The sequence below is a fragment of the Providencia sp. PROV268 genome (assembly GCF_028477805.1).
Lineage (GTDB): Bacteria > Pseudomonadota > Gammaproteobacteria > Enterobacterales > Enterobacteriaceae > Providencia > Providencia stuartii.
Genome location: NZ_JAMPLW010000008.1, coordinates 50,679 through 62,953, shown reverse-complemented (window position 1 = coordinate 62,953; position 12,275 = coordinate 50,679). Strand labels below are relative to the sequence as shown.

The 12,275-nt window shown below is 43.4% G+C and carries 9 protein-coding genes; 6 read left to right on the top strand and 3 right to left on the bottom strand.

Going from position 1 to position 12,275, the window contains the following annotated elements; genetic code table 11:
• The first annotated feature begins 77 nt into the window (after positions 1-77).
• From PR699_RS07190 to serS, 4 genes are all read left to right on the top strand, one after another.
• The gene (locus tag PR699_RS07190) at positions 78-3,677 is read left to right on the top strand and encodes a DNA translocase FtsK 4TM domain-containing protein (RefSeq protein ID WP_004918091.1); all 3,600 of its coding nucleotides are present in this window, start codon (positions 78-80) and stop codon (positions 3,675-3,677) included.
• A gap of 77 nt (positions 3,678-3,754) precedes the next feature.
• Positions 3,755-4,375, top strand: a complete 621-nt coding sequence (gene lolA / locus PR699_RS07185; RefSeq protein WP_014657836.1) for an outer membrane lipoprotein chaperone LolA — start codon at positions 3,755-3,757, stop codon at positions 4,373-4,375.
• Positions 4,376-4,384: 9 nt separating this feature from the next.
• Positions 4,385-5,728, top strand: coding sequence for a replication-associated recombination protein A (locus PR699_RS07180; protein ID WP_004918094.1), 1,344 nt, complete (start codon positions 4,385-4,387; stop codon positions 5,726-5,728).
• A 150-nt stretch (positions 5,729-5,878) separates the two neighbouring features.
• Entirely contained in the window at positions 5,879-7,168 is a 1,290-nt protein-coding gene (gene serS / locus PR699_RS07175; RefSeq protein WP_004918096.1) for a serine--tRNA ligase, read from the top strand.
• Positions 7,169-7,247: 79 nt separating this feature from the next.
• Here serS and PR699_RS07170 read toward each other — a convergent pair whose 3' ends face one another.
• Entirely contained in the window at positions 7,248-7,727 is a 480-nt protein-coding gene (locus tag PR699_RS07170) for an Lrp/AsnC family transcriptional regulator (RefSeq protein WP_004918098.1), read from the bottom strand.
• Between the two features lie 167 nt (positions 7,728-7,894).
• Here PR699_RS07170 and PR699_RS07165 point away from each other — a divergent pair, with 167 nt between their 5' ends.
• A complete protein-coding gene (locus PR699_RS07165; protein ID WP_004918101.1) occupies positions 7,895-8,317 on the top strand; it encodes a DUF2000 domain-containing protein in 423 nt (140 codons plus the stop codon).
• A 36-nt stretch (positions 8,318-8,353) separates the two neighbouring features.
• Complete coding sequence (locus tag PR699_RS07160; protein WP_014657837.1) at positions 8,354-8,980, top strand: LysE family translocator; 627 nt, start codon at positions 8,354-8,356, stop codon at positions 8,978-8,980.
• Positions 8,981-9,020: 40 nt separating this feature from the next.
• Here the strand turns inward: PR699_RS07160 and pflA are convergent, their stop codons facing one another.
• Entirely contained in the window at positions 9,021-9,815 is a 795-nt protein-coding gene (gene pflA / locus PR699_RS07155; RefSeq protein WP_014657838.1) for a pyruvate formate lyase 1-activating protein, read from the bottom strand.
• Positions 9,816-9,958: 143 nt separating this feature from the next.
• Positions 9,959-12,241: a formate C-acetyltransferase gene (gene pflB / locus PR699_RS07150; protein WP_004918106.1), complete on the bottom strand. Its 2,283-nt coding sequence runs from the start codon at positions 12,239-12,241 to the stop codon at positions 9,959-9,961.
• Positions 12,242-12,275 lie beyond the last annotated feature (34 nt).

The window sequence follows — 12,275 nt, the reverse complement described above, 5'->3', positions numbered from 1 at the left end:
ATGTGCTTATCATCATTGCGAATTCAAGTGAGTTCGTTTCGGCATGGGTGACATCATCAGTCAGTAAAGAAACAGTAATGAGCCAAGAATATACAGAAGACAAACACGTTCGATTAAAAAAACTCAGTAGTGGAAGACGGCTACTCGAAGTCATTTTGCTTGCCATTTGTTTAAGTGCCATTTTCTTAATGGTGGCATTAATGAGTTTCAATCCTTCAGATCCAAGCTGGTCGCAAACCACATGGAATGCACCGGTTAAAAATTTGGGGGGAAGTGTTGGCTCTTGGAGTGCGGATATTCTCTTTTCGGCTTTTGGGATTTTAGCATTTGCAATTCCACCTCTACTGCTACTCGGTTGTTGGGCGATTTACCATTATGAAAGCCAACGTCGTTATATTGACTTCTTTTCGTTGTCATTGCGCTTAATTGGTGGGTTAGCGCTGATCCTCTCATCATGCGGTCTTGCTGCGCTTAACTTTGACGACTTACCGAATTTCGCGTCCGGTGGGGTGATTGGCAGTGTGTTTAGTAATGCGATCATGCCATGGTTTAATTCTTTAGGTGCAACACTGGCATTGCTCTTTTTATGGGCAATTAGCTTTACACTGTTTACGGGCTGGTCATGGTTGACGATTGCCGAAAAAATTGGTGCGGCGGTATTAATTCCTATTACATTAATGACTAATCGTGCGCGCGGCGATGATTATGATGCGTATGATGTTGAAGAAACAGAAGATGCGTTACAGCGGGCGCAGGAGGCAGAGCGCCAAGCGATTGATAATGTAGACAGTGACGATGTTTTGTTCTCCGCTCCCTCAATTAGTGAATTAGCCGCAGTAGAAACCGAAGAGGTTCAACCCACAGAAGAAGCGGCTCCTTTGGCTGCCAATCAACCTATTGATGAAGTTGAAGAGCCCCTTGCGTTTTCAGCTTCTGAGCCGCAAGAAGCTTATCATTTTGAAGTGCCGGATGATTATCAACCTGTTGTGTATGATAGGGATTTCCAATTCAAAACCAGTGAGCCTCAGGCACAAGTCGCGGAGCCAACAGGCTACCAACCTGAAAGCCATAATGTATCTCCAGAGAATGGTGTGGTTAACCAACCTGCCAATCATCATACACATGAGCGTTGGGGGGCAGAGGCACAACCTGCTGCAACGACACCGACAGAACATACTGATAATCCATCATTAGCAAACCTAACAGGGCAGCAAAATGTATCGATGCCAGCTTCTTCTATCAGTGAGGCGGTTTCACAGGCAAGTGGGCGATCAGTAACAGATAGGCTAGCCGATCCCGCTGCATTGGCAGCCGCTGGTATTTCCGTTGCGGCTCTTGAGCGCCACGCCCAGGTTAAACAAAATATGGAGCCTGAATTGCCTCGCCCAAATCCTGTTCGGTTACCAACCCGTCGGGAGCTATATGGCATTCGCATTCCTTCTCAACGTGATGCTGAACTTCAGCGCCGTAAAGAAGAAGCTTTGCAACGTGAGCAGATTTATCAACAATGGTCTGCTGCGTCAGAGAATGAACCACAACAAGATGAAGAACAAGAAAATAGGCTCCGTGAGCAATTTTTGCAGCAACAGCGCGAACGGTACGGCAGTGATATTGAGCATCATGATGAGACTGAGTCACCAATATCTCATCAGGCTGAAGTAACGCCAACGCCAGAAAAAGTGGTTCATTATACTCAACCTGAAATAGAGCATCGTTGGTCTTCTGCGCCCGCTTCTGTTGAACAAACTGAGCAAAATACTCATCACTTTAGCCAGTCTAAAAATACCTTCTCAGCGCAAGATGATGATGAGAATGTGGGTTATAAAGTTGAACCTAAATTCGATCTGAGTGAACATATTTCGGTATTAGATGAATTTTCGCCAGTTAATGATTTGGTTAATGAAGAGCCTGCAGATCCTTTATTTATGCCGTCATTTAGTGCAACGAGCGTGGAGAATACAAACAATACACCTCAAGTGAATGAGGTGACAAAACATGTCGCTCCAACACCGGATATCTCTGCTAATCAGTCGCACACTTTTGCTCCGCTGCAACAACCACAACCGCAGCAGCAACAACCACAACAGCAGCAACAACCACAACAGCAGCAACAACCACAACAACCGGAGCCGCAGCAAGACAGCCTGTTCCATCCGTTCTTGGTACGCAATGATCAACCATTGCCAAAACCAACGACGCCTATGCCTTCTTTGGATTTGTTAACTACGCCACCAACACAAGAAGAGCCTGTTGACATGTTTAAATTAGAGCAGACAGCACGGTTGATTGAAGCTCGCTTAAATGACTATCGGGTGAAAGCGGAAGTGGTCGGCTTCTCTCCGGGGCCGGTGATCACTCGATTCGAGCTAGATTTGGCACCGGGGGTAAAAGCGGCGCGGATCTCCACTTTATCGAGAGACCTTGCCCGTTCACTTTCTACCACGGCGGTGAGGGTTGTTGAAGTGATCCCCGGCAAGCCATATGTGGGGCTTGAATTACCGAACGAAAAACGCCAAACAGTCTATTTAAGAGAAGTACTGGACTGTGACGAATTTAGGCATAGTGCATCACCGTTAACAATGGTGTTGGGTAAAGATATCGAAGGCGATCCGGTTATTGCGGATTTGGCGAAAATGCCACACTTACTCGTTGCGGGGACAACAGGCTCAGGTAAATCGGTAGGGGTCAACGCGATGATCCTCAGTATTTTGTATAAATCGAAACCTGAAGATGTCCGTTTTATCATGATCGACCCGAAAATGTTGGAACTGTCTATTTATGAAGGCATTCCACATTTGCTGACAGAAGTCGTGACTGACATGAAAGATGCTGCTAACGCATTGCGTTGGTGCGTCAATGAAATGGAACGTCGCTATCGCTTAATGTCGGCGCTTGGCGTACGTAACCTTGCTGGCTACAACGATAAAATTAAAGCTGCCGAAGAGATGGGGCGACCTATACCTGACCCACACTGGAAACCGAGTGACAGCATGGAAACTGAGCATCCAATGCTGAAAAAAGAACCCTATATTGTCGTCATGGTTGATGAATTTGCTGACTTGATGATGACGGCAGGGAAAAAAGTTGAAGAGTTGATTGCTCGCCTAGCGCAAAAAGCACGTGCAGCAGGTATCCACCTAGTATTGGCAACTCAGCGCCCGTCAGTGGATATCATTACAGGTTTAATTAAAGCAAACATACCTACGCGTATTGCCTTTACAGTATCAAGTAAAATTGACTCTCGGACTATCCTCGATCAAGGTGGCGCCGAGTCATTATTGGGAATGGGGGATATGCTGTATTTACCACCTAACTCATCGATTCCTGTTCGTGTCCATGGGGCATTTGTCCGTGACCAAGAAGTGCACGCGGTAGTGAATGATTGGAAAGCCCGCGGTCGCCCAGAATATATTGATAGCATTACCAAATGCAGCGATGAAAATGAAGGGGGCGGTTATGATAGCGCAGAGGAAGAGTTGGATCCTCTGTTTGATCAAGCCGTCGAGTTTGTTGTAGAGAAACAACGCGTTTCTATTTCAGGTGTTCAACGTCAGTTCCGCATTGGTTATAACCGCGCTGCGCGAATTGTTGAGCAAATGGAAACGCAAGGGATTGTCAGTGAGCCGGGACATAATGGAAATCGCGAAGTGCTTTCCCCACGGCAAGCTGATTACTAACCTTGTTGTCGATGAGTTGCGAGAGCAATAATAAAGGCATAGCGCCTATTAAGGTATCAATAAAAGGTCTTTGTTCGATGAAAAAAATGATGTTATTGGGGGCGTTGGCCCTAAGTTTACATATCGGCTCAGTACTGGCAGATGCCAGCCAAGACCTTCAGGATCGCCTGAATAAGGTCAATAGCTTCCACGCTAGCTTCTCTCAAAAAGTCACCAGCCCAGAAGGTGACCTCGTACAAGAAGGTGTGGGGGAATTATGGCTTCAGCGCCCTAATTTATTCAATTGGAATATGACGTCACCTGATGAAAGTGTTTTAGTGTCTGATGGCAAAAATTTATGGTTTTATAACCCGTTTGTTGAGCAAGTCACTGTCACTAACTTAGCGGATGCGACTCAAGATACCCCATTTTTATTGATTACACGTAATAACCCAAGAGATTGGAAACAGTACTCTATTATTCAGCAAGGTAATACATTCGACTTAAAACCCAAGTTGAGTAATGGCACATTAAAACGTTTTTCAATTACGGTTTCTCCAGAAGGCACCATTGAGAAGTTTTCAGCCGTTGAGCAAGATGGGCAAACAAGTGCTTACCAATTGAAAGAACAAAAAAATGGTAATGTCGATAAGCGTAAGTTTACATTCACTGTGCCGGAAGGGGTCACATTGGATGACCAACGCTCAGGTGGTAAATAAGAGGAAATAGTGGGCAACCTATCACTCGATTTTTCACAAAATGAATTTCAACCTCTGGCAGCGCGTATGCGCCCAGAGGTTCTTGAACAGTATATAGGCCAAAAACATTTGCTTGCTGAAGGTAAACCATTACCCAGGGCAATAAAAGCAGGTCATTTACATTCAATGATTTTGTGGGGGCCACCAGGAACAGGCAAAACCACATTAGCCGAAATTATTGGTCACTATGCACAGGCAGATATTGAACGTATTTCTGCCGTTACGTCCGGTATTAAAGAGATCCGTGAAGCGATAGAGAAAGCTCGCCAAAATCGAGATGCGGGTCGTAGGACTATTTTATTTGTTGATGAAGTGCATCGTTTTAATAAAAGTCAGCAAGATGCGTTTTTACCACACATTGAAGATGGCACCATTACTTTTATCGGCGCAACCACAGAAAATCCTTCGTTTGAACTCAACTCCGCATTATTGTCGCGTGCACGGGTCTATCTACTGAAATCTTTAACGGTAAGCGATATTGAAGATGTGTTGCAGCAAGCCATGGAGGATCCCAAGCGAGGCTTAGGCGGGCAAAATGTGATTTTACCCGATACCACTCGTCAATTAATTGCCGAGTTGGTTAATGGTGATGCGCGTCGCTCCCTCAATCTTTTAGAGATGATGGCGGATATGGCGGAAACCGATAGCCATGGTCAGCGTATTTTAACGGCTGAATTACTAAAAGAAGTCAGCGGTGAACGTACAGCGCGCTTTGATAATAAAGGTGATCGTTATTACGATTTAATCTCTGCCTTGCATAAATCAGTACGAGGCTCGGCTCCCGATGCTGCTTTATATTGGTATGCGCGGATTATTACCGCAGGTGGTGATCCACTTTATGTGGCTCGGCGCTTGCTGGCTATCGCATCTGAAGATGTAGGGAATGCCGACCCGCGAGCAATGCAGGTCGCTATTTCCGCATGGGATTGCTTCACTCGGGTTGGTCCTGCGGAAGGTGAGCGTGCGATTGCTCAAGCTATTGTTTACTTGGCATGTGCACCAAAAAGTAATGCAGTTTACACGGCTTATAAAGCCGCGTTAGCGGATGCGCAAATGCAGCCTGATTATGATGTACCTGCCCATTTACGTAATGCACCGACAAAACTGTTGAAAGAATTAGGGGCGGGGAAAGAGTATCGCTATGCTCATGACGAAGAAAATGCTTATGCAGCCGGTGAGGTTTATTTCCCACCTGAAATGCAACATACCCAATATTACCACCCAACGAATCGTGGTTTAGAAGCGAAAATAGCAGAAAAATTAAACTGGTTAGCGCAACAGGATCAAAATAGCCCAACAAAACGCTATCGCTAATGTGGGCAATGCGGTAAGGTTATAAGAAATATTTTTTATAAAATTATTTAGGTCGCCTTCGCAATAGGCGGCTTGATGGTGTAACGAGTATAATGCCGGAATGTGTTATACTCCCTTTCAATATTGACTAACAATAATCACAGGATAAGCATGCTCGATCCCAATTTACTGCGTACGGAGCTAGACGCGGTTGCTGAAAAACTGGCTCGCAGGGGTTTTACCCTTGATGTGGAAAAGCTGCGTGAATTAGAAGAACGCCGCAAAGTTTTGCAAGTTGAAACTGAATCCCTGCAGGCAGAGCGTAATTCGCGATCGAAATCCATTGGTGCAGCTAAGGCGCGTGGTGAAGATATCGAGCCTTTACGTCAGGAAGTGAACCAGTTAGGCGAAAAATTAGATGCTGCTAAGTTAGCATTAGATAAGCTGCAACAAGAGATCCGTGATATTGCATTAAGTATCCCGAATATGCCTGATGATGCTGTTCCTGATGGGAAAGATGATTCAGATAACGTTGAGGTTGCCCGTTGGGGTGAACCACGCCAATATGACTTTGAAATTAAAGATCATGTTAGCCTTGGCGAACTCGCCGGTGGTCTAGATTTCCCTGCGGCCGTTAAACTGACAGGCGCGCGTTTTGTGGTGATGAAAGGGCAAATTGCTCGTCTACACCGTGCACTGGCTCAGTTTATGCTGGATTTGCATACTGAACAGCATGGCTATCAAGAGCTGTATGTACCGTATTTGGTTAACCATGATACGCTTTATGGCACTGGTCAATTACCTAAATTTGGGGAAGATCTGTTCCATACTAAGCCGCTTGAAGAAGAAGCGGAGAGTACTTATGCATTGATCCCAACAGCAGAAGTGCCGGTCACCAACTTAGTACGTGATGAAATCCTTGATGAAGATGCATTACCACTAAAAATGACAGCGCATACACCATGCTTCCGTTCAGAAGCGGGTTCTTATGGCCGTGACACGCGTGGGCTTATCCGTATGCACCAATTTGATAAAGTCGAATTGGTACAAATAGTGCATCCTGAGAAATCGATGGAAGCATTGGAAGAGCTAACCGGTCACGCGGAGAAAGTGCTGCAATTACTGAAATTACCCTATCGTAAAGTGATCCTTTGCACTGGTGATATTGGTTTTGGTTCACGTAAAACCTATGACTTGGAAGTTTGGTTACCAGCTCAGAATACCTACCGTGAGATTTCTTCGTGCTCAAATATGTGGGATTTCCAAGCTCGCCGTATGCAAGCACGTTTCCGCAGTAAAGGTGACAAGAAAACACAGTTGGTGCATACACTGAATGGTTCTGGTCTTGCTGTTGGTCGTACGTTGGTTGCTGTATTGGAGAATTACCAATTAGCAGATGGTCGTATTGAAGTACCAGAAGTATTACGCCCATATATGAAAGGCCTAGAGTACATCGGTTAATCAAGTTAAATTAACTAAAACAGAAAACGCCACTTATTAGTGGCGTTTTTTTTACAACCCACTGATACGTTGCTGGTTATTATGCTTCACTATTAACGGTTGTTACAGGATAAGAAACTAAGGGTTTGATCTCTTTAAGCACGAACATACTTTGCATTTCTTTAATACCAGGAAGCCGTCGGATCACAGACATCGCGAAATCGGCATAGGAATCTAAATCATGGGAAACCACTTGCAATAAAAAGTCGGCATCTCCCCCGATGCTGTAGCATGAAACAACATTTTCTAACTCACTGACTTCTTGTTCAAATTTCTTTGCTTCCGTTTCACTATGGCTGTCGATAGTGACACGCACAAAAACCATAACACCTAAACCAATTTTTTTGCGGTTAAGAATAGCTCGATAGCCTTGGATCACATCATCGTCTTCTAATTTACGGACGCGTCGCCAGCAAGGGGATGCTGACATACCGACTTTATCAGCGAGTACTTGATTTGTAATACGTGCATCGTCTTGAAGGAGTTTAAGAATCTTGATTTCTGTCTTATCTATTGCCATAGCGGGTATTTCCTTTCGGAATATATTTATAAATAGGTAATTTTCTTCTTTTAGCTACTTTACTACAGATAAGATAGGCAGCAAATTTCTATTTATTGATGACATAATTGTTACAGTTCACGACCAGAAGAACCTTATGTTATCAAAAATTATGAAAAGGGGATTTTATGCAATTTGATGCATCTATTCATCGTTGTGCCATCATCGTCAATCAAGATCTAGCATTAGGGCTTGCTATGAATGCTGCAAGTATCATTGGTGTAGGGATAGGCAACAAAATTACCCAATTAATAGGGAATGATTTAATGAGTGCAGATAATATTTATTATCCTGGGGTCATCAGTGCATCATTACCTATATTAAAAAGCTCGCCTGAGCGAATAAAGCAAATTCAAAAAGAAATAGCAGAGCATGAAGATATTTATATATTACCTTTTAGTTTAATTGCTCAGTCTTGTAAAAGTTATGATGACTACACTCAAAAATTAACTAACACTCTAGATCAAGAAATTCAATTAGCAGCTATTGGTTTAGTAGGGAATAAAAATAGCATCAATAAATTAACCGGTAATTTATCATTATTTAAATAAGCGTTATATCTCGCCATTCTACTGTAGGTTAATCATATGATAAGCATAACACAATTGCTCTCTTATGCGAGTGCATTGGCGATTGCTGCCGTTATTCCAGGGCCCGGAATGACCGCAGTCGTCGCACGTACCTTGAAGGGTGGCGTAACAATGGGGTTTGCACTACTGAGTGGATTAATTTTAGGGGATATTATTTATCTCTCTTTTGCGATATTCGGCCTAGTATTCGTTGCTGACCACTTAGCCGCGATCTTTAATTTAATTTATTGGTTTGCTGCACTGTATTTATTTTGGTTAGCTTATGTCTTTTGGCGCCACGATGCCCAACCATTAAATACTGTAGGTGCTATATCAAAAAAGCAGTTAGCTATTGTGAGTGTTTCCGGTCTTGCCATTACATTAAGTAATCCAAAAACAATCGCTTTTTATATGGCAATATTACCGTTAGTCATTTCTTTAAATGAAATGACTATAACGATTTGGAGCACAGTATTAGTTCCAACTACGTTATTAATATTACTTTTAGTTGGCATGATATTTATCTTTGGTGCAAAGAAGGCAAGTAAATTTTTATCGAGTACGAAATCGCAGAGAGTGATTTTTCGAGGAACCGCTTTGATCATGTTTGCCTCAGCTATTGGTATGCTGTTTAAAACACAATAAATGATAATGGCTCTACATGAGTGTAGAGCCATTAGGGTGTTTAATACATGACCTTGTGGCCGTAGCTTTCAAGGATGCTTTTGACACGTTCCATGATCTCTTTTGAAGGGGGCTTAACGCCATCGAGTTTATACTCCTCGCCCATGGTTTCCCATTTATGTTTGCCTAACTCATGGTAGGGGAGCAATTCGATTTTCTCGATGTTTTTCATATCCTTGGTAAATTCGCCGAGCAGATGAACAGAGTGGTCATCATCACTCCAGCCGGGAACAACGACATAACGCACCCAAGTTTTTTGGTTACGTTTGGCAAGATAACGAGCGAACTCGAGTGTCCGGTGATTAGAAACGCCGACCAATGTTTGGTGAATATCATCGTTGAGCTGTTTTAAATCGAGCATAACGAGATCGGTTACCTCCATTAGCTCATCAATCACGGGATCATAGCGACGTACAAAGCCGTTTGTATCAAGGCAAGTATGGATATTTTGCGCTTTACATGCACGGAACCAATCACGAACAAATTCAGCTTGTAAAATCGCTTCGCCGCCCGATGCCGTTACGCCACCACCTGTGGCATTCATAAAGTGCCGATAAGTAACAGCTTCTTTCATTAACTCTTCGACGGTAACCATCTTACCGGTATGGGTGTCCCAAGTATCACGGTTATGACAATATAAGCAGCGCATTAAGCAGCCTTGAAAAAAGACAATAAAGCGAATACCAGGGCCATCAACAGTACCACAAGATTCAAAGGAATGGATACGTCCCAGCGTCGCAGGAGGCGCAGTGGTGCTTAAATCAGCGGTTGGGATAATATTGGTTGTTGTCGACATAGCAGGAACTCCAAAAATACCTGTTATACTTAAATATATCGTTATTAGTGGGTAATTGACTTAAAGTATTCAGGTTTAGTTCTAAAAAAGCCCCATAAGGCTGGGGCTTTTTAGTTATTTTAATTGACTTATTAACCTAATTATTACATTGAACTTGTGAAAGTACGAGTAATAACGTCTTGCTGTTGTTCTTTAGTCAGTGAGTTAAAGCGCACTGCATAACCAGAAACACGGATAGTTAACTGAGGATACTTCTCTGGGTTTTCCATCGCATCCAACAGCATTTCACGGTTCATTACGTTGACGTTCAGGTGCTGACCGCCTTCGATAGAAGCTTCATGGTGGAAGTAACCATCCATTAGACCGGCTAAGTTCGCTTTACGAACCTCATCATCTTTACCTAATGCATTTGGTACGATAGAGAAGGTATAAGAGATACCATCTTTCGCGTAAGCAAATGGCAGTTTAGCGACAGAAGTCAGTGAAGCCACAGCACCTTTTTGGTCACGTCCGTGCATTGGGTTTGCACCTGGTCCGAATGGTGCGCCAGCACGACGACCATCTGGTGTGTTACCTGTTTTCTTACCATAAACCACGTTAGAAGTGATTGTCAGGATAGATTGAGTTGGTACTGCATTGCGGTAAGTCGGCAGTTTCTGAATTTTCTTCATGAAACGTTCAACTAAGTCACAAGCAATATCATCGACGCGAGGGTCGTTGTTACCAAATTGTGGGTATTCACCTTCGATTTCAAAGTCAATTGCAATGCCGTCTTCGTCACGAATTGGTTTTACTTTCGCATATTTAATTGCAGACAGTGAGTCAGCAGCGACAGATAGACCTGCGATACCACAAGCCATTGTGCGGTAAACGTCACGGTCATGCAGTGCCATCAGAGCCGCTTCATAGCTGTATTTGTCATGCATATAGTGAATGATATTCAATGCAGTGACATACTGAGTTGCTAACCAATCCATAAAGTGATCCATACGATCCATCACAGTATCGAAGTCAAGTACTTCGTCCATGATAGGAGCGTGTTTAGGACCTACTTGCATTTTCAGTTTTTCATCAATACCACCATTGATGGTATACAGCATGGTTTTCGCTAAGTTAGCGCGAGCACCAAAGAACTGCATTTGTTTACCAACTACCATTGGGCTGACGCAACATGCGATAGCATAGTCATCGTTGTTGAAATCTGGGCGCATTAAGTCATCGTTTTCATACTGAACTGATGAAGTATCGATAGAGACTTTTGCAGCGAATTTTTTGAAGCTAATTGGCAGTTTCTCTGACCACAGGATAGTCATGTTAGGCTCTGGAGAAGGGCCCATAGTATACAGTGTATTCAAGAAACGGAAGGTGTTTTTAGTCACCAGTGTACGGCCATCAAGACCCATACCTGCCAGAGATTCTGTTGCCCAAATTGGGTCACCAGAGAACAGCTCATCGTATTCAGGAGTACGTAGGAAACGAACCATACGTAGCTTCATGACTAAGTGGTCAATCAGCTCTTGTGCTTCTTGCTCTGTCAGTTTACCAGCTTCAAGGTCACGTTGGATATAAATGTCTAAGAAGGTTGAAACACGACCAAATGACATTGCCGCGCCGTTTTGTGATTTCACTGCCGCTAGGTAAGCGAAGTAAGTCCACTGAACCGCTTCTTTAGCGTTAGTCGCAGGACCTGAAATGTCATAACCATATTTTGCAGCCATTTCTTTGATTTGGCCTAATGCACGGTGCTGTTCAGCAATTTCTTCGCGCAATTGAATGGTCATTTGCAGGTCTTCACCGTTCTCTAATCTTTCTTGCAGTGAAGTGAACTGATTAAATTTGTCTTTCATCAGGAAATCAATACCGTACAGAGCAACACGACGGTAGTCACCGATGATACGACCACGACCATATGCGTCAGGCAGACCGGTTAAGATACCTGATTTACGGCATTTTAGAATGTCTGGAGTGTAAACATCGAAAACGCCTTGGTTATGGGTTTTGCGGTATTCAGTAAAGATTTTTTTCAGGCTAGGATCTAAAGTGCGATCATAGGCTTTACATGAATTTTCCACCATTTTGATCCCACCGAATGGGATAAGTCCACGTTTTAGAGGTGCATCAGTTTGCAGGCCAACGATTTGTTCTAAATCTTTGGCGATGTAACCCGCATCATGGGAAGTGATCGTTGATGCAACATCAGTGTCAAAATCAACGGGGGCATGAGTACGGTTTTCGATTTTGATTCCTTCCATGACTTTTTCCCACAGCGCATCTGTTGCTGGGGTAGAGCCTGCTAAGAAAGATTCATCACCTTCATATGGAGTGTAGTTTTTCTGGATGAAGTCACGCACATCGACGTTTTCTTTCCAGTTACCTTGGTTAAAACCTTGCCATGCTAAAGCGAATTTTTCATTTAATTCTGACATGATACTTTTACCTTTTAACAATGGATCTTTTAAG

Bases quoted from the DNA above. Each gene is read 5' to 3' on its own strand.
- PR699_RS07190 (WP_004918091.1), top strand. From the start codon at position 78: ATGAGCCAAGAATATACAGAAGACAAACACGTTCGATTAAAAAAACTC.
- lolA (WP_014657836.1), top strand. From the start codon at position 3,755: ATGAAAAAAATGATGTTATTGGGGGCGTTGGCCCTAAGTTTACATATC.
- serS (WP_004918096.1), top strand. From the start codon at position 5,879: ATGCTCGATCCCAATTTACTGCGTACGGAGCTAGACGCGGTTGCTGAA.
- PR699_RS07170 (WP_004918098.1), bottom strand. From the start codon at position 7,727: ATGGCAATAGATAAGACAGAAATCAAGATTCTTAAACTCCTTCAAGAC.
- PR699_RS07165 (WP_004918101.1), top strand. From the start codon at position 7,895: ATGCAATTTGATGCATCTATTCATCGTTGTGCCATCATCGTCAATCAA.
- PR699_RS07160 (WP_014657837.1), top strand. From the start codon at position 8,354: ATGATAAGCATAACACAATTGCTCTCTTATGCGAGTGCATTGGCGATT.
- pflA (WP_014657838.1), bottom strand. From the start codon at position 9,815: ATGTCGACAACAACCAATATTATCCCAACCGCTGATTTAAGCACCACT.
- pflB (WP_004918106.1), bottom strand. From the start codon at position 12,241: ATGTCAGAATTAAATGAAAAATTCGCTTTAGCATGGCAAGGTTTTAAC.